This window comes from Dactylosporangium sp. NPDC049140 (genome assembly GCF_040648435.1).
Window position 1 is genome coordinate 43102 of sequence record NZ_JBEZDS010000042.1, and the last position, 23991, is coordinate 67092.

The 23991-nt window shown below is 74.1% G+C and carries 24 protein-coding genes; 12 read left to right on the forward strand and 12 right to left on the reverse strand.

Going from position 1 to position 23991, the window contains the following annotated elements:
* The first annotated feature begins 75 nt into the window (after positions 1-75).
* The 7 genes from AB0B76_RS43750 to AB0B76_RS43780 all read left to right on the forward strand — a co-directional run bounded on the left by AB0B76_RS43750 (position 76) and on the right by AB0B76_RS43780 (position 6738).
* Entirely contained in the window at positions 76-1092 is a 1017-nt protein-coding gene (locus tag AB0B76_RS43750; RefSeq protein WP_360387215.1) for an NAD(P)-dependent alcohol dehydrogenase, read from the forward strand.
* Positions 1093-1167: 75 nt separating this feature from the next.
* Positions 1168-2055: an ATP-binding cassette domain-containing protein gene (locus AB0B76_RS43755; RefSeq protein WP_360387218.1), complete on the forward strand. Its 888-nt coding sequence runs from the start codon at positions 1168-1170 to the stop codon at positions 2053-2055.
* Positions 2052-2795 carry a hypothetical protein gene (locus tag AB0B76_RS43760; protein WP_360387220.1) on the forward strand — a complete coding sequence of 248 codons (744 nt, stop codon included), beginning with the start codon at positions 2052-2054 and terminating at the stop codon, positions 2793-2795. Before AB0B76_RS43755 ends, AB0B76_RS43760 begins: the two co-directional genes overlap by 4 nt.
* 11 nt (positions 2796-2806) lie before the next feature.
* Positions 2807-3916 (forward strand): sensor histidine kinase, encoded by a 1110-nt coding sequence (locus AB0B76_RS43765; protein ID WP_360387223.1) that lies wholly within the window; start codon positions 2807-2809, stop codon positions 3914-3916.
* Positions 3913-4581: a response regulator transcription factor gene (locus tag AB0B76_RS43770; protein ID WP_360387226.1), complete on the forward strand. Its 669-nt coding sequence runs from the start codon at positions 3913-3915 to the stop codon at positions 4579-4581. Before AB0B76_RS43765 ends, AB0B76_RS43770 begins: the two co-directional genes overlap by 4 nt.
* A 563-nt stretch (positions 4582-5144) precedes the next feature.
* Positions 5145-6398, forward strand: a complete 1254-nt coding sequence (locus AB0B76_RS43775) for a multidrug effflux MFS transporter (protein ID WP_360387229.1) — start codon at positions 5145-5147, stop codon at positions 6396-6398.
* 70 nt (positions 6399-6468) lie between these two features.
* A complete protein-coding gene (locus AB0B76_RS43780; protein ID WP_360387231.1) occupies positions 6469-6738 on the forward strand; it encodes a hypothetical protein in 270 nt (89 codons plus the stop codon).
* A 77-nt stretch (positions 6739-6815) separates the two neighbouring features.
* On the opposite strand, the gene AB0B76_RS43785 is transcribed toward AB0B76_RS43780, so the two are convergent.
* Positions 6816-8042, reverse strand: coding sequence for a serine hydrolase domain-containing protein (locus AB0B76_RS43785; RefSeq protein WP_360387234.1), 1227 nt, complete (start codon positions 8040-8042; stop codon positions 6816-6818).
* Between the two features lie 116 nt (positions 8043-8158).
* Here AB0B76_RS43785 and AB0B76_RS43790 point away from each other — a divergent pair, with 116 nt between their 5' ends.
* A complete protein-coding gene (locus AB0B76_RS43790) occupies positions 8159-8740 on the forward strand; it encodes a TetR/AcrR family transcriptional regulator (protein WP_360387236.1) in 582 nt (193 codons plus the stop codon).
* 128 nt (positions 8741-8868) lie between these two features.
* Here AB0B76_RS43790 and AB0B76_RS43795 read toward each other — a convergent pair whose 3' ends face one another.
* On the reverse strand, positions 8869-9267 hold the full coding sequence (locus AB0B76_RS43795; RefSeq protein WP_360387238.1) for a VOC family protein: 399 nt from the start codon (positions 9265-9267) through the stop codon (positions 8869-8871).
* Between the two features lie 61 nt (positions 9268-9328).
* On the opposite strand from AB0B76_RS43795, the gene AB0B76_RS43800 reads away from it, so the two are divergent.
* Entirely contained in the window at positions 9329-10318 is a 990-nt protein-coding gene (locus AB0B76_RS43800; RefSeq protein WP_360387241.1) for a YafY family protein, read from the forward strand.
* A gap of 204 nt (positions 10319-10522) precedes the next feature.
* On the opposite strand, the gene AB0B76_RS43805 is transcribed toward AB0B76_RS43800, so the two are convergent.
* The 7 genes from AB0B76_RS43805 to AB0B76_RS43835 all read right to left on the reverse strand — a co-directional run bounded on the left by AB0B76_RS43805 (position 10523) and on the right by AB0B76_RS43835 (position 18902).
* Positions 10523-10726, reverse strand: a complete 204-nt coding sequence (locus AB0B76_RS43805) for a cold-shock protein (protein ID WP_360387245.1) — start codon at positions 10724-10726, stop codon at positions 10523-10525.
* Between the two features lie 365 nt (positions 10727-11091).
* Positions 11092-11967 carry a fructosamine kinase family protein gene (locus AB0B76_RS43810; RefSeq protein ID WP_360387247.1) on the reverse strand — a complete coding sequence of 292 codons (876 nt, stop codon included), beginning with the start codon at positions 11965-11967 and terminating at the stop codon, positions 11092-11094.
* A 59-nt stretch (positions 11968-12026) separates the two neighbouring features.
* On the reverse strand, positions 12027-12512 hold the full coding sequence (locus tag AB0B76_RS43815) for a hypothetical protein (protein WP_360387250.1): 486 nt from the start codon (positions 12510-12512) through the stop codon (positions 12027-12029).
* Positions 12509-13027 (reverse strand): sigma-70 family RNA polymerase sigma factor, encoded by a 519-nt coding sequence (locus AB0B76_RS43820; RefSeq protein WP_360387253.1) that lies wholly within the window; start codon positions 13025-13027, stop codon positions 12509-12511. The genes AB0B76_RS43815 and AB0B76_RS43820 overlap by 4 nt, the downstream gene beginning before the upstream one ends.
* Before the next feature lie 52 nt (positions 13028-13079).
* Positions 13080-14114, reverse strand: coding sequence for a S66 peptidase family protein (locus tag AB0B76_RS43825; protein ID WP_360387256.1), 1035 nt, complete (start codon positions 14112-14114; stop codon positions 13080-13082).
* 66 nt (positions 14115-14180) lie between these two features.
* Entirely contained in the window at positions 14181-17069 is a 2889-nt protein-coding gene (locus tag AB0B76_RS43830; protein ID WP_360387259.1) for an Hsp70 family protein, read from the reverse strand.
* Between the two features lie 393 nt (positions 17070-17462).
* On the reverse strand, positions 17463-18902 hold the full coding sequence (locus AB0B76_RS43835) for a M28 family peptidase (protein ID WP_360387261.1): 1440 nt from the start codon (positions 18900-18902) through the stop codon (positions 17463-17465).
* Between the two features lie 183 nt (positions 18903-19085).
* Here AB0B76_RS43835 and AB0B76_RS43840 point away from each other — a divergent pair, with 183 nt between their 5' ends.
* On the forward strand, positions 19086-19667 hold the full coding sequence (locus AB0B76_RS43840) for an HD domain-containing protein (protein WP_360387264.1): 582 nt from the start codon (positions 19086-19088) through the stop codon (positions 19665-19667).
* Positions 19668-19722: 55 nt separating this feature from the next.
* On the opposite strand, the gene AB0B76_RS43845 is transcribed toward AB0B76_RS43840, so the two are convergent.
* Together AB0B76_RS43845 and AB0B76_RS43850 are read right to left on the reverse strand one after the other, a co-directional pair.
* Positions 19723-19914, reverse strand: coding sequence for a hypothetical protein (locus tag AB0B76_RS43845; RefSeq protein ID WP_360387266.1), 192 nt, complete (start codon positions 19912-19914; stop codon positions 19723-19725).
* A gap of 424 nt (positions 19915-20338) precedes the next feature.
* On the reverse strand, positions 20339-20917 hold the full coding sequence (locus tag AB0B76_RS43850; RefSeq protein ID WP_360387269.1) for a hypothetical protein: 579 nt from the start codon (positions 20915-20917) through the stop codon (positions 20339-20341).
* Positions 20918-21597: 680 nt separating this feature from the next.
* On the opposite strand from AB0B76_RS43850, the gene AB0B76_RS43855 reads away from it, so the two are divergent.
* On the forward strand, positions 21598-22353 hold the full coding sequence (locus AB0B76_RS43855) for a polysaccharide deacetylase family protein (protein ID WP_360387271.1): 756 nt from the start codon (positions 21598-21600) through the stop codon (positions 22351-22353).
* Positions 22350-23606 carry a YncE family protein gene (locus AB0B76_RS43860; protein WP_360387274.1) on the forward strand — a complete coding sequence of 419 codons (1257 nt, stop codon included), beginning with the start codon at positions 22350-22352 and terminating at the stop codon, positions 23604-23606. Before AB0B76_RS43855 ends, AB0B76_RS43860 begins: the two co-directional genes overlap by 4 nt.
* Here the strand turns inward: AB0B76_RS43860 and AB0B76_RS43865 are convergent.
* The gene (locus AB0B76_RS43865; protein WP_360387277.1) at positions 23521-23964 is read right to left on the reverse strand and encodes a hypothetical protein; all 444 of its coding nucleotides are present in this window, start codon (positions 23962-23964) and stop codon (positions 23521-23523) included. The two genes, AB0B76_RS43860 and AB0B76_RS43865, sit on opposite strands and share 86 nt — an antisense overlap.
* Positions 23965-23991: the final 27 nt, after the last annotated feature.

The following is a 23991-nucleotide window of genomic DNA, read 5'->3' on the forward strand; positions in this document are numbered from 1 at the left end:
CGCCGCCGAAAGTACGGGAAAGCCGCGGCCCAAGTTCCGATGAACGCCGCGCCCCCGATGGCCACCATCGACGGTATGAGAGCGATTGCGCAGCAACGGTACGGCTCCGCGGAGGAGCTGCGGCTCGTCGACGTCGAGACGCCCGTGCCCGGCGAGGGCGAGGTCCTCGTCCGGGTGCGGGCCGCGGCCGTCAACGCCCGCGACTGGCACATCATGCGCGGCGACCCCTACCTGGCGCGGCTGGCGCTGCCGGCCAGCTTCGGGCCCCGCGGGCCGCGGCGCGCCGTTCGCGGCAGCGACTTCGCGGGCGTGGTCGAGGCGGTCGGGCCGGGCGTGACGAGCTTCGCGCCCGGCGACGAGGTCTACGGCGACCTGCGCGAGCACGACGGCGCCTTCGCCGAGCTGGCCCGGGTCCCCCTCGACTATCTCGCGCACAAACCGGCCGGCCTGACGTTCGAGCAGGCGGCGGCGGTACCCCTGGCAGGTACCACGGCCCTCGTCGCGCTCCAGGACATGGCCCAGGTCCGGCCCGGCGAGACGGTGCTCATCAACGGCGCCTCCGGGGGCGTCGGCACGTTCGCGGTACAGCTGGCCAAGGCCTTCGGCGCGACCGTCACCGGCGTGTGCAGCACCCGGAACCTGGGCCTCGTCACGGAGCTGGGCGCGGACGACGTCATCGACTACACCCGCGAGGACTTCACGCGCTCCGGCCGGCGGTACGACGTCGTCCTCGACCTCGTCGCGAACCGTTCGCTCGGCGACCTCAAGAAGACCCTGACCCCGCAGGGCCGCCTGGTGCTCAGCGGCGGCGGCACCTCGGCCGGCGGCCGGCCGCGCGTCTTCGGCCCCATGGCCCTGGTGATCCGGGCCCGGCTGGCCGCCCGCTTCGGCGACCGGCGGGTGCGGCCGATGCCCGACGTGCCGCCGACCCCGGCGAGCGGCCTGGAGACGCTGCGCGGGTACCTCGAGTCCGGCGAGGTCGCCCCGGCGGTGGACCGCACCTTCCCGTTCGCGCGGGCGGCCGAGGCGGTGCGCTACCTGGAGATCGAGCACGCCCGGGCCAAGGTGGTCATCAGCATGGGTACGACCTGAGTCGTACCCCGCGCCGGCCGCACGCTCGACCTCGGACGGATTCCCGGCGCCCGGAAACGCCCTAGCGTCGGGGGCATGATCGAGGTTGAGGGGCTGACGAAACGGTTCGGGGCGGCCACGGCCGTCGACGGGCTGAGCTTCACCGTGCGACCGGGGCTCGTCACCGGGTTCCTGGGGCCGAACGGGGCCGGGAAGTCCACGACGATGCGGATGATGATCGGGCTCGACCGGCCCACGAGCGGAACGGCGACGATCAACGGCCGGGTGTACCGCGACCACGCCGCCCCGCTCTGCGAGGCCGGCGCGCTGCTGGAGGCCCGGTCCGTGCACCGCGGCCGGACGGCGCGCCAGCACCTGCTCGGCCTGGCCCGCACCCACGGCCTGGCGGAGCGGCGCGTGACCGAGGTACTGGAGCAGGCCGGGCTCGGCGGCGTCGCCGACCGGCGGGCCGGCGGGTTCTCGCTCGGCATGTCCCAGCGGCTCGGGATCGCCGCGGCGCTGCTCGGCGAGCCGGCCGTCGTGATCCTCGACGAGCCGGTCAACGGGCTCGACCCGGACGGCGTGCTGTGGGTCCGCACACTCCTGCGCGACCTCGCGGCCCAGGGCCGCGCGGTGCTCGTCTCCAGCCACCTCATGAGCGAGATGGCGCTCACCGCCGACCATCTGCTCGTCGTCGGCGCGGGGCGGCTGCTCGCCGACTGCAGCCTGGCCGAGCTGGTCCACGGCGGCCGGTGCCTGGTCCGCTCGCCCCGGGCCGCGGAGCTGCAGGCCCTGCTGCCGCAGCCGACGTGGGCCCGGGACACCGAGACGTTCGAGGTCGAGGGGGTCGAGGCCGCCGCGATCGGGGAGCTCGCGGCCCGGCACGGCATCGCGCTGCACGAGCTCACCCCGCAGCGGGCGTCGCTGGAGCAGGCGTACATGGACCTGACCCGGGAGAGCGTCGAGTACGGGGTGGCATCGTGAGGTACCGAAACATCGTGCATGCGGAGTGGGGCAAGCTCTGGGCGCTGCGCTCGACCTGGGTGGTCTTCGCCGTCGTCGGGGCGCTCGCCGTCGGTCTGGCCGCGGCGATCGGCGCCACCGCCGAACATCCGGCGCCGGGGCAGGTGTTCCTCGCGATCGACGTGTTCTCCGTCCTGCTCGGCGTCTTCGGCATCCTGATGGTCACCGGCGAGTACGGCTCGGGGCTCATCCGCGCCACGTTCGCGGCGGTCCCGCGGCGGCTGCCGGTGCTGTGGGCGAAGGCGGCCGTGCTGACTGCGGCGACGGTACCGCTGATGCTGCTGGTCTGTTCCGGCTCGCTGCTCGTCAACCACGCGCTCACGCCGGAGGCGCACCGGTACCCGCTCGGCGACGGCGGGCTGGTGCGGGCCACGCTCGGCGCCGCCGCCGCGCCCGTCGCGCTCGCGCTGCTGGGGCTGGGGATCGGGGCGCTGCTGCGGCACACCGCGGCGGCGATCACGGTGTACGTCCTGTCGATGCTCGTGCTCCCCGCGCTGCTCGGCGCCGCGCTGCCCGCGTCCGTCGCCGACGACGTCGTGCGGTGCGTGCCCGTGGCGGCGGCGCAGGCCCTCTACGCGCTGCCGGGCGGCGGCGACGCGGCCCGCACGCTGGCGCCCGGCCCGGCGGCGCTGGTCCTGCTCGCGTGGGTCGCGGCCGCCCTCGCCGCCGGCGCGGTCACGCTGCGGCGCCGCGACCCGTGACAATGGCTCCCATGAGGCTGCGCACCGACATCGCGATCGCGGCCGCGGTGGCGCTCGCGTGCGGGATCGTGCTCACCGGCCGCACCGGCGCCACCCAGCACGGCGGCGACTGGCTGGACTGGCTGTCGGTGGTGCTGGTGCCGGTACCGCTGATCTGGCGCCGCCGGGCCCCGGTCCTCGTGCTGTGGGTCACCGCGGGCCTGCTGACGCTGCAGGGCCTGCTGAACATCGAGTCGCCCGCGGGGCTGTTCGTGCCGCTGGCCGCGCTGCACGCCGTCGCCCGCCACCGCCCGGCCCGCTTCGTGTGGCCGCGCGCGGTGGCGGTGATCCTGCCGGGCTGGCTCAACCGCACCGGCGGGAGCTTCCCGTGGACCGCGTTCGCCGCCGTCACCGCGATCACGGTCGCGATCGCGCTGATCGGCATCAACCAGAGGACGCGGCACGCGTACCTGACCGAACTGGAGGACCGCGCCCGCCGCCTCGAGCTCGACCGGGACCGCCAGGCCCGCCTGGCCGTCGCCGAGGAGCGGGCCCGGATCGCCCGCGACATGCACGACATCGTCGCGCACCATCTCGCCGTCATGGTGGCCCTCGCCGACGGCGCCGCGGCGACCGTGCCGGCCGACCCGCCCCGCGCCGCCGACGTGATGCGCCAGGCGTCGGCGACCGGGCGGCAGGCCCTGGCCGACATGCGCCGCCTGGTCGGGCTGCTGCGCCGCGACCCCGGCGACGAGCGCGCGCCGCAGCCGGGCCTGGACGACCTCGACGCGCTCGTGGACGGGGTCCGCGCCGCCGGGGTGCAGGTGGAGCTGTCCCGCGAGGGCACGCCCGGGCCGTGGGGCCCGGGGGCGGGACTGGCCGTCTACCGCATCGTGCAGGAGGCGCTCACCAACACCCTCAAGCACGCCGGGCCGCACGCGAAGGCCGAGGTGCGCATCCGGTACGGCGAGCGCCGGGCCGACCTCACCGTCCTCGACGACGGCGGCGGACGGCCCGCCCCGGCCGGGCACGGGCTCACCGGCATGCGGGAACGGGCCGCGGTCTACGGCGGGCAGATCGAGGCCGGCCCGCGCCCCGGGCCCGGCTGGCGGGTCGAGGCGCACCTGGCGTTCGAGTCGTGAGCGTCTCGGTGCTGCTCGTCGACGACCAGCCGCTGCTCTGCCTCGGCTTCCGCCTGGTCCTGGAGGCCCAGCCCGACCTGCGCGTCGTCGGCGAGGCGGGCAACGGCGAGCAGGCGATCGCGATGACCCGCGCGCTCGACCCCGACGTGGTGCTCATGGACGTGCGCATGCCCGTGCTCGACGGCATCGAGGCGACCCGCCGCATCGTGGCGTCCGGCGCCCGCGCCCGCGTCCTGGTGCTGACCACGTTCGACCTGGACGAGTACGTATACGCGGCCCTGCGCGCGGGCGCGAGCGGCTTCCTGCTCAAGGACGTGCCCCCGAACGACCTCGTCACCGCGATCCGCTCGGTCGCCGGCGGCCACGCGGTCGTCGCCCCGGCGGTGACCCGGCGCCTGCTGGACACGTTCCTCCCGCACCTGCCGGCCCCGGGCCCGGCCCGCACCCCGCCGGCGCTGGACACCCTGACCGGCCGCGAGCGCGAGGTGCTGACCCACGTGGCGCGCGGCTCGTCGAACGCGGAGATCGCCGCGGCCCTGCACCTGTCGGAGGCGACCGTCAAGGTGCATGTGGGCCGTCTGCTCGCGAAGCTGTCCCTGCGCGACCGGGTGCAGATCGTCGTGTACGCGTACGAGAACGGATTGACACCACCACACCCGGCGTGACCACCATGACCCCGGCGAGCCCGAGCGCCAGCAGGCGCCGCCGCCCCGCCTCGGCCTGCAGCTGCTCGTACGTGGCCCGCCGCTCGACGACGTCCCCGCGCGACGAGACACACACGTCGCCGGGCCCGATCAGCACGGCGCCGGGCTGCGGGTTGGTCTCGAAGCAGGCGAGCCGGGTGGGCGTGAGCTTCCAGTCGACACTGCCCCAGTCGACGTCGAACCACGAACCGTCGTGGCAGGCGTCGGTCGGGCAGTACTGCCGCACGGGCAGCTCCCACCCCTCACGGAGGACGACCGCCCCGGCAACGAGCCCGGCGAGGAGCGCCCCGATCACGGCGAGTGTGCGCATACCGCTTCCGACGCGCACACCCCGCCGACGGTTCCAGACCCGCCGACTGCGGCTTCGCCCCGGACGGCGCGCCCCGGGGATGGCCGGAAGTCCTGTCGCTCACCCGGGACGGTGACGCCGCACCGTCGCCGTCGGCCGGAACGTGACCGAGGTAACGACCGGAATGCGGGGAAACTCCATACTGTTGCCACCGGTCGTGGCCGAGACTGTGACGATGACCCGACCCCAAGCCCAGCCGCCGCTGTCCGCCTGGCGCCGGCTCCGGCTGACGCTGGTGCTCGGATTCCTGACCGCCCTCGGGCCGCTGACCATCGACATGTACCTCCCGGCGCTGCCGACGATCACCACCGACCTGCACGCGTCGGCGGCCGCGGTGCAGCTCACGCTCACCGGTACCCTCGCCGGTCTGGCCATCGGGCAGCTGATCGTCGGGCCGTTGGCCGACGCGTTCGGGCGCCGGGTACCGCTGCTCGCCGGGATCGCGGTGCACGTGACCGCGTCGGTGCTGTGCGTGTTCGCGCCCAACCTGGCCGTGCTCGGCACGCTGCGGGTGCTGCAGGGCCTCGGCGCCGCCGCCGCGTCCGTGGTCGCCATGGCCGTCGTGCGGGACCTGTTCAACGGGCTCGCGGCGGCGCGGCTGCTGTCGCGGCTCATGCTCGTCGTCGGGGTCGCCCCGATCCTGGCCCCCACCGTCGGCGGCCTGGTCCTGCGCCTGACCCAGTGGCGGGGGGTTTTCGTGGTACTCGCCGTGGCCGGTCTGGCGATCCTCGCCGCCACCGCGTTCGCGCTGCCCGAGACCCTCCCGGCCGAGCGGCGGCGCATGGGCGGCGTGGGCGGCACCGTGCGCGACTACGGGCGCCTGTTCGCCGACCGGGTGTACGTCGGGCTGATCATCGTCGCCGGGCTGTCGATGGCGGCGCTGATCGCGTACGTGAGCGGGTCGAGCTTCGTGTTCCAGGACGAGTACGGCATGAGCCAGCAGCAGTTCGCGTTCGTCTTCGCGGGCGGGGCGGTCGGCCTGATCGGCGCGACCCAGCTCAACGTGCGGCTGCTGCGCCGCTGGACGCCGCAGCGGATCCTCGCCGGCGCACTGGTCGCGGGCGTCGCGGCCGGGGCCGTGCTGCTCGCCCTGGCCGCCACCCACGCGGGCGGGCTGCTCGGCGTGCTGCTGCCGCTGTGGACGGTGCTCGCGATGGTCGGCCTGGCCATGCCCAACGCCCCCGCGCTGGCCCTGTCCCGGCACGGTGAGGCCGCCGGTACCGCGGCGGCGCTGCTCGGTGCCGTCCAGTTCGGCGTCGGCGCGCTGGCCGCCCCGCTCGTCGGTGTCCTGGGCGTGGGCGCCCTCGCGATGGCGATCGTGGTCTTCGGGGGCATGGCGGCCGCGGCTCTGGCGCTCTGGCTGGTGGTACAGCCGCAGCATCTTCCGGCCGAGCAGCTCGATCCCGCCGTGGCGGTCGCCGCCCACTGATCGTTCACCGAACGGACTGCTGTCGTACGGCACCGACCACACCTTCGAGTCGGCGGGCCACCTCGGCACGGTGACCGTCAGCGACGGCCGCGACCAGACCCGCCCCGGCTGGACCGTCTCGGGCCAGGTCGGCGACTTCACGAACGGCACCCGGACCTTCAGCGGCGCCGACCTGGGGTGGGCCCCGGCGATCGCGGCGCCGAACGCCGGCCACGACGTCGTGGCCGGCCCCGTGGTGGCCCCGGGCACCGACCCCGGCCTGCGCGCCGGCGGCGGCCGGCCGTCGCGGGCCCGGGCGGGGGCCTGGGTACCACCTCGATCGGCGCCGACCTGCACCTGAAGATTCCGTCGAGCACGCAGCCCGGCCTGTACTCCGCCACGCTCACCATCACCGTGATCGCCTTCGCCCGACCGCGCTCAGTCGTCGATCGCCTGGTACAGCGTCGTCCAGAAGTCCAGGTAGACCCGCGCCGAGTCCGGGGTGGAGGCCCCGACCTGGGTGAGCAGGATGCCGACGAGGTCGTTCTGCGGGTCGGCGTAGGTCGAGGTTCCGCTGCCGCCGTCCCAGCCGAACTGGCCGACCGGGGCATAGTCGCCGCGGTACGTCCGCACCGCCATCCCGAAGCCCCACCCGCCGTGCTGGCCCTGGCCGAACGACACGTGCACGTTGTCCCGGGCCAGCGCGGTCCGGGCGGCGAGCTGCTCGGCCGTCAGCCGGTTGGTCGTCATGAGCTCGACGGCGGGCCGGGACAGTACCCGCTCGCCGCCGTGCCGGCCCCGGTTGAGCAGCATCCGGAAGTAGGCGTGGTAGTCATCCACAGTGGACACCAGCCCGCCTCCGCCGCCCGCGAACGCCGGCGGCTTGCTGTGGCGTCCGCCCTCGGCCGGGTCCCAGACGTGGAACTCGCCGGTCTGCGGGTCGGGGGCGTAGAGCGGCGGGAGCCGGTCGATCTGATCGGCGGGCACGTCGAACCCGGTGTCGGTCATGCCGAGGGGCTCGAAGACGCGCTCACGCAGGAACGCCTCGAACGACTGCCCCGAGACCCGGGCGACCAGCACGCCGAGCAGGTCGCTGGCGATCTGGTACTGCCACCGCTCGCCGGGCTGGTTCATCAGCGGCAGCGTGGCCAGCCGGCGCAGCCACTCGTCGGGCTCGGGCATCGGCGTCGGCAGGTTGGGCGTGAGCCCCTGCTCGAAGACGGCACCCATGATCGGCGTGCCCAGGACCGTCATGTCCATGCCGAGCCCGAACGTGGAGGTCAGCACGTCCCGCACGGTGATCGGCCGGCGCGCCGGCACGGTGTCGTCCAGCGGGCCGTCGAGGCGCCGGAGCACCCGCCGGTCGGCGAGCTCCGGCAGCCACTGCTCCACCGTGTCGTCCAGCCGCAGCCGGCACTCGTCGAGCAGTACCATCGCCGCCGCCACCGACACCGGCTTGGACGTCGAGGCCATCCGGAAGATCGTGTCCCGGCGCATCGGCGCACCGCCGTCGTGGCGCATCGTCCCCAGCGCCTCGACGTGCGTCTCGTCGCCCCGGCCGACCAGGGCGACGAGCCCGGGGATCCGCCCGGACTCGACGTACCGCGCCAGTACGTCGTGCAGTCTGCGCAGCCCTGGCGCAGTGAAGCCGCTGTCTCGTCCCACCGTGTCTCCTCCTGTACGCACACGACACGTGTCGTGTCCCGGCGGACGACACGCTACGTGTCGTGTATTCGGCGTGTCAACACGGCACGTATCGTTTCCCTGTTACCGTGGGAGGCATGGCCGCACCGCCGAATCCCCTGCGCCGCAACGAGGCCAGCCGCCGCGCCATCCTGGACGCCGCGCTGGGCCTGTGCGCCGAGCTGGGCTACCGGCGGCTCACCATCGAGGCCATCGCCGCCCGCGCCGGCGTGAGCAAGAAGACGATCTACCGCTGGTGGCCCTCCAAGGGCGCGGTCCTCCTGGACGCCATGGACGAGGTGGCCACCACGGTCGTGTACCAGCGCGACACCGGCGACCTCGCGACCGACCTGCACACCCAGGTCACATCGGTCATCGAGCTCCTCACCTCGCCGACCGGCTCCGCCGTCGTGGGCCTGATCTCCGAGGCCCTCCACGACGACGGGCTGGCCAACGACCTGCGGGAGCGACTCATAGCGCCGCGCATCGAGGACTTCAAGGAGCGCATGCGCCGGGCCCAGCGCGACGGCCAGCTCGCCGCGGACGCCGATCTCGACGTGGCCCTCGACCTGGTCTACGGACCGATCTACCACCGGCTCGTCTACCACCTGGGCCTGCCGGACGCGGACCAGGTCCGCACGCGCGTGGCGCATGCCCTGCGCGCGTTCGGCCCACCCTGACCGGCGCCGCGCGCTCAGGTGTCACACAGCCGCGACCGTCGATCTTCACCAAGCTCGGGCTGGTCCGGCACGAGCGCGAGCACCGGCGCGTGCTCGCGGTCCTGCGCTTCCTCCGGGCCTGGGCGCGCTCAGCGCCGCTGCCGGGCGATCGCGTCGGCGCCGACCGGCGTGAACAGGTTGACCAGCGTGCCGTCGGGGTCGCGGAACAGCAGCGACCGGTTGCCCCACGGCATGGTGGTCGGCTCCTGTACCGGCGCGCCGATCACGTCGCGCAGCCGCTCGAACTCGGCGTCCACGTCGTCGACCCGGAACTCCACGATCGCCGTCCGGTTGGCGGCCGGCTCGGCCGAGCCCGCGCCGAAGAGCGCGACCGTGGCGGTACCGCCGATCGCGAGCGTCGCGCCCGGCAGGGGCAGCTCGGCGAAGTCCGGCGTGTACCGGCGGGCGGTCTGCCCGGTGACCTGCTCGTAGAAGTCGGTGAGGCGGCCGACCTGGCCGGTGATGAGACGAACCGATGCGAAATCCATGACGCCCACCGTAGGAGCGATACCGGACAAGGTCCGCCCGGTTTTGGCAGAATGTTGATCCATGACACGTCCGACCGCCCGGGTGCTCGCCCTCCTGGAGATCCTGCAGGGCGGCGGCACCCACACCGCCGTCGCGCTGGCCGGGCGGCTCGGCGTCGACGAGCGGACCGTGCGCCGCTACGCCGAGCACCTGCTCGACCTCGACGTGCCGGTCGAGGCGGTGCGGGGGCGCTACGGCGGCTTCCGGCTGGGCCCGGGCTTCCGGATGCCGCCGCTCATGCTGACCGACGAGGAGGCGCTGGCCGTGCTGCTCGGCCTGTCGGGCGGCCGGGTGACGGCATCGTCGGGGGCCGCCGCGGCCAAGGTGCGCCGGGTGCTGCCCAAGGCGCTCGCCGCCCGTCTCGACGCGCTGTTCGCCACGGCCGACTTCGGCGCGCCCGCGCGCTCGCACGAGGAGACGGGACCGCAGGCCTCGGTCATGCTGCGGCTGGCCGAGGCGACGCGGCAGCGCCGGCCCGCGGTGATCGTGTACTCCGACCGCAACGGCCGGCGCAGCGAGCGGACCCTGCATCCGTACGGCATCGTGGCGCACGCCGCGCGCTGGTACGTCACCGGGCCCGACTCGGCCTCGGGCGAACTGCGCACCTTCCGGCTCGACCGCATTGTGGAGGTACACCTCGCGCAGGGCTCTTTTGCCGTTCCTGCCGGGTTCCGTCCGGCCGACGTGGTGCGGACCGGCCTGGCCGGCACGCCGTGGCGGCACGAGGTCGTCGTGGCCGTGCGGGGGACCGCCGAGGAGGTGCGCGCGCGGCTGCCCGGCGGGCTGGCGAGCATCGAGCCGGACCCGGGCGAAGGGCCGGACTGGGTGCTGGTGCGGCTGCGCGCGGAGCGGCTCGACTGGCTTCCGGGGCTGCTGGCCGGGCTTGGGCGGCCGTTTCTCGTGCACGAACCCGCGCAGTTGCGCGATGTGATACGCGCCTGGGCCGACCGTGTGGCGGGGTGCGCGGGGGCGACGACACCGGAAGAGGCGGCGAACCGGTACGGGCCGTGAGGGCCCGTCGTCACGAAACTTACGGCGGCGGCATACCCGATCGAGCGAATTTACGAAGCGGTTCCGCGGTGGCGCGGGCGGCACGTGCGCGGAAAGGTCGTCATTAGCCGCTAATGCCGACAATCGGGCACACTGCCGAACGGAGCGCCGTACGCTTGGGCATACGGCGCTCCGGTTGGCGCTTGAGTCTCTTGCGAGGACCCGTCAGAGAGCGCGAACGTTCTCCGCCTGAGGACCCTTCTGACCCTGGGTCACCTCGTACTCCACCTTCTGACCCTCGGTCAGCTCGCGGTAGCCGCTGCTGGCGATGGCGGAGTAGTGGACGAACACGTCCGCGCCGCCGTCGTCCTGCTGGATGAAGCCGAAGCCCTTTTCAGAGTTGAACCACTTGACAGTACCGCTAGCCACGCTTTTCCTCCTGATAGCGGAAAACCAGAACCTCGCCAATCGCCGGCGAGGTGCTTCCGCTCGATGAACCATACCTGCCGTCGGTCCGCACCCCAGCACCGCAGGCACAAGTCACCGGGCCGGCGGTCTACCGCATCCGGTGCGTAACCAAATGCTCGTATCCGCGCTCATAGTCGCACACCGGGACGCGAACAGCTTCCCCGAGGCGTACCGAAGTTTCGGCAACGGGGCGGAGCGAGGGTTACGGCCCCCGATCGACGTACATAACCCCGGTCTTGCGAACGCTCAGCGACGGCATTTTGCGGCTCCGAACCCGGCGTCAGGTCGTCATCAAACTGTGATCCAGGGAGTCACCCGGGCGATTGTTACCGACGCGTACGAAATGGCGTGAGCGTGGCCCGGATCAGGCCGGCCACGCCCCAGTCGGGCTCGATCTGGGCCAGCACGGCGAGGTGCTGGCGCAGCTGGATGATCGGCATACGGTCCCGCCAGCCGGCGTCGAGCGAGGTCAGCTCCGCGTACACGGCGAAGAAGCGGCGCGCCTCGGGCGGGGGCACGGCGGACCACAGGTGCGCGAGGTCGACCTCGGCCCACGTGTACGACACGGCCGGGTCGATGAGGGCGGGCCGCCCGTCCGGGGTGGCCAGGACGTTCGGCGCCCACAGGTCCCCGTGGGTCAGGCAGGCCGGCCGGTCGGGCAGCAGCTCGGGCAGCCGGTCGCAGAGTCGTTCCAGCGCGGCCCGGTCCGCGGGCCCGAGGGCGGCGTCGACGCGGGGCTCCCCGAGCCACCGCAGCAGCCGGTGCTGCGCGAAGAACGCGAACCCGTCCTCGGCCCAGGTGTTGACCTGCCGGCCGCGGCCGAGCCAGTTGTCGCGCTGCCAGCCGAAGAGCTTGTGGGTGGTACTCCGGTGCAAACGGGCCACCGCGTGGGCCAGCTGCTCCCAGAAGGCCGCGCGATCCGGCCGCGTGCGCAGGACCGACAGCACGAGCAGTTCCCGGTCGGCAAGAATCACGTCGGGCGTCACCACACCGCCGAGCTCGCGCAGAGCGGCCAGCCCTTCGGCCTCGGCCGCGAACACGCCGTCGTCCGGCGCGTCGGCGAACGCCTTGACGAACACCGGCGGCGCACCCCGCCGGGTGGCGATCCCGGCGAGCGCCGCGAGACCACCGCTGACGGGCTCCACGGCGACGACGTCACGGAGGCCGGCCCGGTGCAGCCGGTCGAGCAGCAGCGCCGTCACGACGGACTCCAGCCCGCCGCGTCACACACCGGCACGCCCATTGCGGCGCATGGACCACCTCATCCCGGCGTACCTTTCGCGGCGGTACCGTCTCCGCGTCTGGTCAGTTCGGTCTTGCGCCGCATCAGGGCGGTCCTCGCCCGGCGGGCCGCGCCCAGGTTCACGGCCGCCAGGACGCCCAGGGCCACGACGACCGCCAGCAGCGACGGCTCGAGCTTGTGCCGCACGATGGTGATGACCAGCGCGCCCGTCGTGAAGGCGAGCCACGCGCCGGCCCCGAGCCAGGCGGCGACCACGCGGTCGCGGGCGAACAGTGGTACGCGCCGGGTCACGGCCCAGGCGCCGAACGCCGCCCAGCCCAGGCCGATCGTCATCAGGGCCGCGAACGCCACCTGCGTGCGGGGCGGCAGGCCCGGCTCCGTCGCCCCGAGCAGGCCGATCAGGGCGCTGCCGGTCAGGCCGGCCAGGGCCACGACCAGGTAGGCGACCCGCCGGCGCAGCGACAACGGCGCGTCCAGCCGCGCCAGGACCTCTTCCGGCGTCATGCCTCGTACCCCTTCCGCTCCAGCTCCAGGCGCAACAACCCGCGGGCCCGGTTGAGCCGCGACTTGACCGTTCCGACGGGGACGGCGCAGATCTGGGCGCACGTCTCCAGCGGCAGGTCCTCCAGGTAGAACAGCAGGAGCACCTCACGCTCCCGGGCCGGCAGCGCGGCCACGGCGCCGGCCAGGGTCTCCCGGTCGACCACGCCCTCGGTCTCGTCGTGGCCCGCAACGTCGTCGATCGGCTCGGTGTCCGGGCGCGCGTACGCGGCCCGCAGCCGGTTCATCACCGCCCGGCGCGCGACCGTGAACAGCCACGGCGTGAACCGGTCCGGCTGTCGCAGGCGCGGCAGCCCTTTCACCACGGCCAGCCAGATCTCCTGCACCACATCGTCGTCGGTACCGCCGAGCATCTGCCCCACGTACCGCTCGACCGCCGGGTGCCAGGCCCGTACCAGCTCGGTGAAGGCCTCCCGCTCACCCAGCTGACAGCGGACCACCAGCAACTCGTCGCTCATCGGCCCTCCTTCGCCAGTTCAGTCGGCGCGGAGGCCCGGAAGGTTCACGGTGCTAGGCGAAATCGGCGTGGACGCGGCGCTCGACCGCGTCGACGGTCATGGTGCCGCCGTGCGGCAGGATCCACTGCGGGCGCGTGTGGCCGAACGGGATGCCGACACAGACAACCGCTTCCGGGTTGTACCGCGTCACCTCCGACACGACCGCGTCCCGCTGCTCCGCGCGCAGGCGGGAGCGCTCCTCCGGCTCCGGCCGGCGGGTGAAGTCCGAGACCGGCGGACGCGCCAGCAGTACCGCATCCACCGCCGCCAGCAGGCCCCGCTCCCCCAGCGCGCGGACGATCCAAGCGACGTTGCGCGCCGGGAGCAGCTCCTCCGACGTCTCCAGGAGCATCACGCCGCCGGCGAGGGCGTCCGGGGCGGGCGAGGTCCGGCCCGCGGTGAGCACCCACTCGAGCACCTCGATGCAGCCGCCCCAGGTGCGGCCGGTCACCGTGCGGGCCGGGCCGTGCCAGCTCCACGGCTCGGTCGGCGCGCGGTCGCCGTACGAGGACAGCGCCCGCGGGTCGTCCCAGCCGACGCCCACGTCCTCGGACTCGCCCGGGTCGGTCACCTCCAGGCGCTCGCCGGTCAGCAGGGCCGCCCGCAGCGAGCGGGCGTGCACCTCGTCGACGGCCGGGCCCGGGCCGAGGTGCACCTGGGTGGAGCCGCCGTAGAAGCTGGCGATGCCGTTGACCCACAGCCACTGGTGCAGGTTGGTGTTGTCGCTGGTGCCCAGGAACGGCTTCGGGTCGGCCCGGGCGACGGCGGGGTCGAGGTGCGGTACCACCGTGATCTGGTCCTCGCCGCCGATCACCGCCAGGATCGCGCGGATGTCCGGGTCGGCGAAGGCCGCGTTGATGTCCGCCGCCCGGTCCTCGGCCGAGGCGCCCACCCGGCGGGTCGTCGGGTACTCCACCGGGACGAGGCCGGTGACCTCGGCGAGGCGGCGCATCGCCTGCTCATGGACGGCCGGGAACAGGCCGGGCGCGGCGAACGACGGCGACAGCACGGCGACGCGGTCACCGGGTCGCGCTTTCGGGGGATGCATCAGGCCGGGCACGTTGCCAGCCTCGGCATCCCGGCGGAGTTCGTCAAACGAGATCCGTGCGACCCGTCAGAAGTTGGACAGTACGTCGTTGAAGACATTGCGGATGTCGAGGGCGTTCTTGGCGTCGTAGCTGCCGCCCCGGGCCGCGCCCGCGATGCGGTCCAGCGATGCCGCGTCGGCCTCGGAGCCGTAGGCGATCGTGAAGACCCGCACCGGCTTCTCCAGGCTGCCGCGGCCGAGCTCGGTGACGAGCCGGCCGAGGTCGTCGTCGGCCGGGTACTGGTTCTCGCCGTCGCTGAGCACCACGACCGCGTAGATGCGCCGGTCGGTCTGGGCGTCGCGCATGTGGGCGACGGCCGCGCGGATCGTGGCGTACAGCGCGGTCTCGCCGTGCGGGCGCAGCACGTCCACGGACTGCTTGTACCGCGCCGCCGACGGCCCCGCCGGGCTCAGCGGCATCAGCTCGCGCCACGGGTCCGCGCCGCTGCGCTCGGGGCCGCTGAACGCCCACAGGCCGATCGAGTCGGTCACGGCGAGGCTGTCGACGGCGGGCCCGGCGGCCTCCTTGGCCAGCTGCAGCCGCGTCTTGCCGGAGTCGCCGACCTCCTGGGACATGGAGCCGGACTCGTCGACGACGATGAGCACGCCGGCCGGCTTGCGGACCTGGCCCCACAGCGCCAGCAACGCCTCGACGGTCTTCGCGTCGGGCGGCGGGACCGTGGTGAACGCCGGCTGCGTCTGCAGGTTGGCGTCGGCGAAGCTCGCGTGGTCCTCGACGTCGCGGAAGCCCTCGGCGAGGAACAGGGCGGCCTGGGCGGGCTCGTGCACGTACCGCAGAAAACTCTCGGCGGCGGCGGACTGCTCGGGGCTGACCCAGGGCTCGCGCAGGATCGCGTAGGGATCGTCGGACGCGATCGTCCCGTCGGCCGGGTAGATGGCGACCAGCGGGGTCTTCGGCGGGGCCTGCTGCCCGCCGTCGAGGAGGTTGCCGCGGTTGTACTGGTAGATGACCTGCTCCTCCAGCGCGATCGCGCTCACGTACTCCAGCCCGCGCCCCTCCTGATCGGCCTGGTACAGGTTCTTCGTGAACGTCGACGAGCTGCTGCCGTAGTGCACGGCGGCGAGTTCGAGGCTGTGCAGCCGCCCGGCGTCGCGCCCGAGCGCGGTGGCCGTGGAGGCGAACGAGAGCAGGCCGGTCGTCGAGGTGTTCGGGTTGGTCTTGCCGAGTGTGAACGGCCCCCACTCGGGGTGGCCGTAGGCGCCCCAGCCGCGCGGGTCGGCGGCGAGCGCGGCGAGGTCCGACCAGCCGATCTTCGCCTTGGGCCAGCCGATCGCCGCGGCCATGGGCTTCGGCATGCCGATGACGACCGGCGTGTGCGTCACCGACGGCAGCTCGCCCTCGGGCAGCACCGCGGGCCGGGCCGCGCGGAGGCGCTCGGTCCAGACACTGGACGAGGGCGACCACACGTCGGGACGGGCCTTCTTGTCCAGGGTCGTCCCGGCGGCGAGCGCGTCGGCCATCATGCGCGAGCTGGCGATGCTGACGTGGACGTCGACGCAGCCGCCCGCGGGGTGGTACCGGCGCGCCAGCTCGGTGAGCACCGGCGCCTTCTCGTCGGAGCTGACCAGGTTCAGCGACAGGCAGTTCTGGCGCCAGGCGGTGAGGTACACGATCCCGGCCCCGGCCAGGACGAGCACCGCGAGGACGGCGGGCCACCGGCGCTTCTTGCGGGGCGCGATGCCGCGCCGCCGCTTGGCCGGCGGCCGGGGAGGCGAGGGCGCGGGGGCCGGCGGCGCGGGTGTGGCGGGCGGCGGGGGCGGCGCGGGTGTGGCGGCCGGCGGGGGCGGCGCGGGTGTGGCGGCCGGCGGGGGCGGCGCGGGTGTGGCGGACGGCGCCGGTGTGGGGTCGGCCAGGAGCGTCGCGCCCTCGGCGACGATCAGCTCCGGGCGCTCGGTCGCGGCCGGGGAGGCGCCCAGCCGGCGGTGCAGCGTCGTGGCGACCAGCGGCATCCGGGTGCCGCCGCCGACGAGCAGGACCGCGTCGAGGTCCGCGGCGGCGACCGCGGCCTCCCGCAGCACCGCGCGGGTCTGGTGGATCGTGCGGTCGAGGATGGGCGCGGCCAGCTGGTCGAGCTGCTCCCGGCCGAACGGCGCGTCGTCGGCGAAGAGCGGGATGTGGATCGCGGTGGCGGTGGCCCGGGCGAGGCTCTCCTTGGCCGCGCGCACGTCGTCCCACAGCTGCCGGGCCGCGCGTCTGTCCTCATTGGACTCGGGGTGGGTGAGCCGCCGCCACCGGCCGGGGTCGCGGCCGGCGTAGACGGCGCCGAGGTACGCCACGATCGCCGTGTCGATCTCCAGCCCGCCGGCGTCGTCGAGCCCGGCCTCGGCCAGCACCTCGAAGCCGGCGCCGGTGCGCCTGACGACCGACACGTCGAACGTGCCGGCGCCGAGGTCGTAGATGAGCGCGGTGCCGCCGGCGCGCAGCGCGCCGTGGGCGTGGGCGGCGGCGACCGGCTCGGCGACGAGCCCGGCCCGGTGCACGCCGGCGTCGCGGGCCGCGTCGAGCAGCACCTGGCGCCGGCGCGGCCCCCAGCCCGCCGGGCACGCGATCGTGACGCTCGCGGGCGCCTCGCCGGCGACGCGCGCGGCCTCGTCGTACACCCGGCGCAGCACCGCCCCGATGAGCTCGGCGACCGGCACCTCGCGGTCGCCGAGCACCACGGTGCCGTGGTCGATGCAGCGCTTCGGGTGCGGCTCGAAGGCGCCGGGGTCGGTGCGGGCGCCCCGGATCGCGTCCCGCCCGACGAGCAGCGTGCCGTCCGGGGCGCGGCACACGGCCGAGGGCAGCAGCTCGGAGCCGTCGAGGAGGAGCGTTTTGGTCGTACCGTCGGCAAGGCGCAGGACCGCCGCGGTGTTCGATGCACCGAAGTCGATTCCCAACCGAATCCCGGTCACGCCGGACACAGTAGGGTCGGCGCGCAAGCACAGGCCCCCTCCACCACGATGTTCACCGACCGGTCACCCGTCCGTCAGGCTGGTCCGGTGCACATCGTCGCGCTCGGCAGCTCCTTCGCCGCCGGGCCGGGCATCGACCCGGTCCTCGACCGCCGCACGGGTCGTTCGGGCCGCAACTACGCCCGGCTGACCGACCTGTCCGTCTCGGGCGCCACCACCGGGGCGGCCGGGCGCGCGGGCGCCGAGCTGCTCCGGGCGTCGCGGCTCAGCGAAGGGCACGCGCTCGGCTCGCCCGCGCCGTGGGTGACCGGCTTCCGGCCCGCGATGCGCCCGGCGCCGTTCCACCCGAACGTGGCGGGCATGCGGGCCGTCGCCCGCCGCGTCCGGGTGCCCCTAGCTGACCTGCACCGCCGCGTCGTCGATGACGAACGACGTCTGCAGCGAGGAGTCCTCGGTGCCAGTGAACTTCAGCGCGACCGTCTGCCCGGCGAACGCCGACAGGCTGTAGCTCTTCTGGACGTACCCGGTCGCCTTGTTCAGGTTCGACAGGGTCGCCAGGGTCGTCGAGCCCGCGGTGACGGCCAGCTTGTCGTAGGCCGTCGAGGTGGTGGTCTCCGCGGTGTCGATGTGCACCCAGAACGTCAGCGTCGCCGAGCAGCCGGCCGGGATGGTCACCGACTGCGACAGGCTCTCGGTGTGCGTCGAGCCGTAGCCCAGCAGCCAGGCGCTGTAGGTGCCGGAGTGCGCCGCCTCACCCTGCGAGGACCACTGGCCGATCGCGCCCGTGGTGCCGGTCCATCCGGTGGTACCGGACTCGAAGCCCGGGTTCGTCAGCACCTGCGCCGCCGTGCAGCCGGTCGGTGGCGGCGTGGTCGTGCCGCCCACCGACGTGGCCCAGATCGTCGAGGCGACGCCGTCGGCGGCCCGGTCGAGCACCGTCGCGCTGATGTTGCTCGCGGTGTCGCAGGCCTGGTGGTAGCAGGAGTCGTACGCGCTGTTCGCGGTGCCGCCCCACTTCGACGCCTGCGCCGAGGTCTTCTTCGCGCTGGCGCCCGCGGCGTAGCCGGAGGTCGCGATGCCCACGCGCTCGAACGAGTAGTCGTCGGAGCGGCCTGCGCCCTCGGTGTTCTCCTCCGGCTGCAGGCCCAGCGTGTCCCAGTACGCCTTCATCGGCACGGCCGCCGCCGACGTGATGTGGTTGATGAAGTAGCCGCCGTTGGGCGAGCCCACCATGTCGAAGTTGTAGTAGGCCTTGATCTGCGTGCGCTGCGTGCTCGTGAGCGCGTTGGCGTAGAAGGCCGAGCCCTGCAGCCCCTGCTCCTCCCCGGCCCACCAGGCGAACCGGACGTGCCGGCTCATCGTCGGGTTCTGCTGGGCCAGCACGAGCGCGTTCTCCAGCAGTGTCGCCGAGCCGGAGCCGTTGTCGTTGATCCCCGGCCCGGCGGCCACGCTGTCCAGGTGCGCGCCGAACATGGTGACCTGGTCGGACGGCCCGCCCGGCCAGTCGGCGACGAGGTTGTTCGCCCGGTACGTGCAGCTGGTGCAGGTCTGCTCGGCCACGGTGTACCCGGCGGCCTGCAGCTTGCCCTTGATGTAGGCGACGGAGGCGGTGTACCCAGCCGTGCCGCTGCGCCGGGTGCCGCCGTTCGCGGTGGCGATCGAGTTGAGCTGGGTCAGGTGGGCCTGCACGTTGGCGACGGCGATGTCCGGCGCCGCGGCGAGCGCGGGGGTGAGGGTCACGGGCGCGGCAGCGGCCGGGATCGCCAGGCCGGCGCCGGTGAGCAGGAGTGCGGCGGACACGGTCAGTGTCAGCGCCGCGGAGCGGGATCGCATGGGTGAGCTCCTCGATCGGAGGAAGAAGGTGGCGAGAGATTCGCATATCTCGATGCCAGCGATCAAGTGGCCGGTCCATACCACCCGGCCCATACCGCGCCCGTGTCTCGCCCGGTCCAGGTGGCGCCCGCCGGCCGCGCCGGCGGCAGGGTTGCCGGTGGGAACTGACGAGAGGGCGGCCCGATGTTGCCGGACACGTCCGCGGTCGCGGCCGCGCTGGCGGTGGCCGAGCGCCACTGCTCGCCCGCACTGCTCAACCACTCGGTGCGCACCTACGCGTGGGCGGCGGCGTACGCCACGGCGCACGGCATCCACCGCGACGACGAACTGCTCGGCGTGGCGGCGCTGCTGCACGACATCGCGCTCACGCCGTCGTTCGACAGCCACACGGTGCCGTTCGAGGAGGCGGGCGGCGACCTCGCCCGGGTGTTCGGCCGCGCGGCCGGGTGGCCCGCGGCCCGGGCCGACCGGGTCGCCGAGGTCATCGTCCGGCACATGCGCGACGACGTCGCCGCGGACGCCGACCCGGAGTCGCACCTGCTGCAGGTCGCGTCGAGCTTCGAGGTGGTCGGGCGCCGTCGGGAGGAGTTCCCGGCCGGCCTGCGGGCGGCGACGCTGGACCGCCTCCCCCGGCTCGGCTTCCGCGACGAGTTCCTGGCCCGCTTCGAGGACCAGGCCCGGCGCAAGCCGGACAGCGCCGCGGCCGGGTCGGTGCGCCGCAACCTGGCCGGGCGGATCACCGGTAACCCCCTGGACGAGGGATGAATACGCGCTAAAAGCGGCCGTTTTGTACTATCGGACGGTGGCGCACAACGATCAGTCAGCTGCGCAGCCGGCCCTGCACGACGCCGCCGGCAGGCGTGGCACCACCGGCGACCGCGACACCGCCGACGAGCGCGACGCGCGCGCCGACGAGCGCGAGATCCAGCAGGAGCTGCGCGACACGGTGGCGCTGTTCGAGCAGCAGGGCGCGACCGTGCGCCGGGACGCCATGGACATGCGCGAACGCCACCTGGACGATCGGGGACGGCGCGCCGACGAGCGCGACCGGGCCGCCGACGAGCGCGACGCCATCGCCGACCAGCGGGAGATCGACGGCGAGCTCGACCCGGGCTGGGCCGAGCCGAGGTACAGACCCGGGCGGCGCCCGGCCGGAGGGCTACCCCGGCGGCGCCCTTCCGGAGGACCACCCCGGCGGCGCCCTTCCGGAGGACCACCCCGGCGGCGCCCTTCCAGAGGACCACCCCCGGCGGCGCCCTTCCAGAGGACCACCCCCGGCGGCGCCCTTCCGGACGGCTACCCCGAGCGGCGCCCTTCTGGAGGGCTGACCAGGGTGGCGCCCGGCCGAAGGGCTACCCCGGGGCAGCGCCCTACCGAAGGGCTACGCCGCGCGGCGCCCGGCCGGCGGGCTGACCCGGGCGGCGCCGGCCGGCGGGCTACGACGCGGACGGGGCCGCGCCGGCCGGGACGATCCAGCTCGCGACCGCGCCGTGCGGGGAGTAGTCGACGGTGGTCGGCCGCTGCCCGGTGGGGGCGGAGAACGTGATCCAGCCGCGGACGCACGTGCCGTTCGCGAGCGGGCGGGAGGTGAACGGGTACTCCGGCCGGGGGAACGCGTCGTTGTTCGTCTCCGCCGCGACCGCGATCGAGTTGTCGGCGTAGTGCAGGCCCCACGTCTTCCAGTCGACGGTGACGTTCTGCTTCGCCGAGTCCAGCGTGCACACCTGGACGTCGGCCGAGGCCCAGGAGTATCCGGGCGGCCCCGCGGTCGGGCCGCCGGTCACGCTGGGCTGCCGGAATTCGTACACCGTGGCGTTGACGGTGTCGAGCAGCCGCGCCGACTGCCCCATCGCGATCGGCGGCCCGGCGGTGGGCCGCGCGGCCGGGGTCTTCGCCGGTGCGGTGCTGCGGTGCGCCGGCGGCCGCGGGTGCTTGTTGTCGGAGCCGCCGCAGCCGGCGAGCGCCAGCACGGCCGGGACCAGCAGGAAGGATACGGCCAGGACGCGTCGATTCACCGTTCGAGCGTAGTCGGTGCGTGCCAGTTCGGCCCGGCGGCGGCCAGGCCCGGTCGACCACCGCCACGGCCGGCGGCCCGGCCGCCAAGCTGTCCACAATGGACTCCACGGCACCAGGAGCTCGGCGGCGCGGCGGCGGTCCTCGGGGTCGTGCCCCGATGTTCGCGCCGGCAACGACACGCCGGCCCGCGCGCACTCCGCACGCCACGCGCAACGGCACGCCGGCCCGCGCTCACCACCACACCACGCGCAACGACACGCCGGCCCGCGCTCACCACCACGCCGGTCCGCGCGCAACAGCGCGCCACGCGCAACGACACGCCAGGCCGCGCTCACCACCACACCACGCGCAACGACACGCCGTGCTGCGCGCAACGCAACGCCAAGCCGTGCCCGACAGCGCGCCACGCGCAACGACACGCCAGGCCGCGCTCACCACCACACCACGCGCAACGACACGCCGTGCTGCGCGCAACGCAACGCCGAGCCGTGCCCCGACAGCGCGCCACGCGCAACGACACGCCGACCCGCGCACAACGGCACGCCACCGCGCAACGACACGCCAGGCCGCGCGCGAAAGGCGCTCCACGCTTGGGTGAATGGGCATTCGGCCAGTTCTCAGGATCGGTCGGGAAAGATGGTCCGGGGCCGCTGACCCGTGCGGCGAAAGGACGACGTGCATGGATCGGCGGACACTGCTCCTGGCGGCCGGCGCCGCCACCCTCGGCGGCTGCGGCGGCCAATCTCAGGCCCCGGCCGCACAGAGCCCCGACGCCGCGAAGAGCCCCGACGCCACCGGAAGCCCGAGCGCCGCGGGCGGCCCGCCCCCGAAGGCGCTGCCCCCCGAGGTCGACAGCGGCCCCCGCGACGTGCCGGCCGTCGCGCTCACGTTCCACGGCCAGGGCGAGCCCGGCGTGGTCGGCGGCCTGCTCGACGCCCTCGCCGCCGAGCGGGTCAAGGCGACCGTCCTCGCCGTCGGCGTGTGGGTCCGTGGCCAGCCGGAGCTCGCCCGCCGGGTCCTCGCCGACGGCCACGAGCTGGGCAACCACACGCTCAACCACGATGACATCAAGGGGATGAGCGACGATGGCGCGTACGCCGAGATCGCCGGCTGCGCCGCGGCCCTGCGCGAGGTGAGCGGCTCGATCGGGCGCTGGTTCCGGCCCTCGCAGACCCAGCGCAGCACCCCGCGGATCCGGGCGCAGGCCCAGCGCGCCGGGTACGCCACCTGTCTGTCATACGACATTGACTCACTGGACTACACGGACCCCGGCGCGGACGCGATCGTGCGCCATACGCTGCAGGGCGTGCGCAACGGATCGATCGTCAGTCTGCATTTCGGGCACGCGGGCACCGTCACCGCACTGCCGAAGCTGCTCGCCGGCCTGCGCGACCGCGGCCTGCGCCCGGTCACGGCCTCGGAGCTGTTCGCGTGACCGCCCGGCTGGTGACCGGGCGGATCGTCGCGGTCCTCGTGCTGCTCGGGGCGCTGGTCGCGGCCTGCTCCTCGACCAAGGCCCAGAGTGAGCACCCGGCCGGGCCGGGCGACGACAACGCCCCGGCGAACCAGGCCGGGGCGGCGAGCGGGAGTGCCGGCCCGGGGCCGAGCGGCAGCGCCGGCCCGGGGCCGAGCGGCAGCGCCGGCACGAGCCCCGGCCCGGGCCTGCCGGGGATGCCGCCGCTGCTCGACCCGCACGACGTGTACGCCGCGGACCGGCCCGGCGCGTTCGCCGAGCAGGTCCGCAACGACCCGGCGCGCATCTACGTGCCGAACCTCGGCAGCGACACCGTGTCGGTCATCGACCCGGCGACGTTCAAGGTCATCCAGACCGTCAAGGTCGGCGGCGGGCCGCAGCACGTGGTGCCGGCGTGGGACCTGCGCACGCTGTGGGTGAACGACAACACCGGCAACGCGCTGGTGCCGATCGACCCGGCGACGGGCACGTTCGGCAAGCCGGTGCCGGTCGACGACCCGTACAACCTGTACTTCACGCCCGACGGCAAGTACGCGATGGTCATGTCCGAGGCCCGGCACAAGATCGTGTTCCGGGACCCGCACACGATGGCGATCGTGCGCGAGCTCACCGTGAACTGCTCCGGGGTCAACCACGCCGACTTCTCCCCCGACGGGCGCTACTTCATCGCCACGTGCGAGTTCTCCGGCGACCTCATCAAGGTCGACGTCGCCCGCCAGGAGGTCATCGGCCAGCTGCACCTGACCGGGGACCACGCCATGCCGCAGGACGTCAAGATCGCGCCGGACGGGAACACCTGGTACGTCGCCGACATGCACACGTCCGGGGTGTGGATCGTCGACGGCGACCGGTTCACGGTGCGCTCGTTCCTGGCCACCGGCGCGGGCGCGCACGGGCTGTACGTCAGCCGGGACTCGAAGTACCTCTACATCGCCAACCGCGGCGAGGGCTCCGTGTCGCTGCTGGACTTCGCCACCGGCAAGCTCGCGGCGAAGTGGCACATCCCCGGCGGCGGCAGCCCCGACATGGGCGGCGTGTCGGCCGACGGCACGGTGCTGTGGCTCTCGGGGCGGTACAACGGCGAGGTGTACGCGCTGTCGACCGCGGACGGGCACCTGCTGGCCCGGATCAAGGTCGGCACCCAGCCGCACGGCCTGTGCATCTGGCCGCAGCCGGGCCGCTACTCGCTGGGCCACACGGGCATCCTGCGCTGATCCGCTGGTCGCGCTCGTCGCCGGAGTCCGGGTGGGTGTCCAGGTAGGCGGCGATGTCCTCGTCGGCCTCCTGATCGGTCGCGGCGATCTCGGTGCGCTGCTCCGCGCGGCCGGCCGCGTCGGCCGCCAGGTACTCCCACACCTCGACCCGGGTGTCGCCCTCCATGTCCCGGAGGTCACCGAGCGCGGCGAGCGGCCGCACCGACTGCGAGTCGAGTTCGACCACGCTCGCGTGGGTCTGCCCCAGCCCGACGAGCGCGACGGCGCTGCCGACGACGGCCGGCACGGCGCAGACCGCGACCACCAGGTACACCCGGGCGCGCAGCGAGCGGCCCTTGCCCTGCTTCGGTTGCTCCATGTCGCGATACCCCTCCACCAGAGGCAT

What these genes read in the sequence shown, in the direction of transcription:
- AB0B76_RS43755 (WP_360387218.1), top strand. Translation starts at nt 1,168, where the DNA reads ATGATCGAGGTTGAGGGGCTGACGAAACGGTTCGGGGCGGCCACGGCC.
- AB0B76_RS43790 (WP_360387236.1), top strand. Translation starts at nt 8,159, where the DNA reads ATGGCCGCACCGCCGAATCCCCTGCGCCGCAACGAGGCCAGCCGCCGC.
- AB0B76_RS43840 (WP_360387264.1), top strand. Translation starts at nt 19,086, where the DNA reads ATGTTGCCGGACACGTCCGCGGTCGCGGCCGCGCTGGCGGTGGCCGAG.
- AB0B76_RS43815 (WP_360387250.1), bottom strand. Translation starts at nt 12,512, where the DNA reads ATGACGCCGGAAGAGGTCCTGGCGCGGCTGGACGCGCCGTTGTCGCTG.
- AB0B76_RS43855 (WP_360387271.1), top strand. Translation starts at nt 21,598, where the DNA reads ATGGATCGGCGGACACTGCTCCTGGCGGCCGGCGCCGCCACCCTCGGC.
- AB0B76_RS43765 (WP_360387223.1), top strand. Translation starts at nt 2,807, where the DNA reads ATGAGGCTGCGCACCGACATCGCGATCGCGGCCGCGGTGGCGCTCGCG.
- AB0B76_RS43795 (WP_360387238.1), bottom strand. Translation starts at nt 9,267, where the DNA reads ATGGATTTCGCATCGGTTCGTCTCATCACCGGCCAGGTCGGCCGCCTC.
- AB0B76_RS43750 (WP_360387215.1), top strand. Translation starts at nt 76, where the DNA reads ATGAGAGCGATTGCGCAGCAACGGTACGGCTCCGCGGAGGAGCTGCGG.
- AB0B76_RS43775 (WP_360387229.1), top strand. Translation starts at nt 5,145, where the DNA reads ATGACCCGACCCCAAGCCCAGCCGCCGCTGTCCGCCTGGCGCCGGCTC.
- AB0B76_RS43820 (WP_360387253.1), bottom strand. Translation starts at nt 13,027, where the DNA reads ATGAGCGACGAGTTGCTGGTGGTCCGCTGTCAGCTGGGTGAGCGGGAG.
- AB0B76_RS43865 (WP_360387277.1), bottom strand. Translation starts at nt 23,964, where the DNA reads ATGGAGCAACCGAAGCAGGGCAAGGGCCGCTCGCTGCGCGCCCGGGTG.
- AB0B76_RS43825 (WP_360387256.1), bottom strand. Translation starts at nt 14,114, where the DNA reads ATGCATCCCCCGAAAGCGCGACCCGGTGACCGCGTCGCCGTGCTGTCG.
- AB0B76_RS43800 (WP_360387241.1), top strand. Translation starts at nt 9,329, where the DNA reads ATGACACGTCCGACCGCCCGGGTGCTCGCCCTCCTGGAGATCCTGCAG.
- AB0B76_RS43835 (WP_360387261.1), bottom strand. Translation starts at nt 18,902, where the DNA reads ATGCGATCCCGCTCCGCGGCGCTGACACTGACCGTGTCCGCCGCACTC.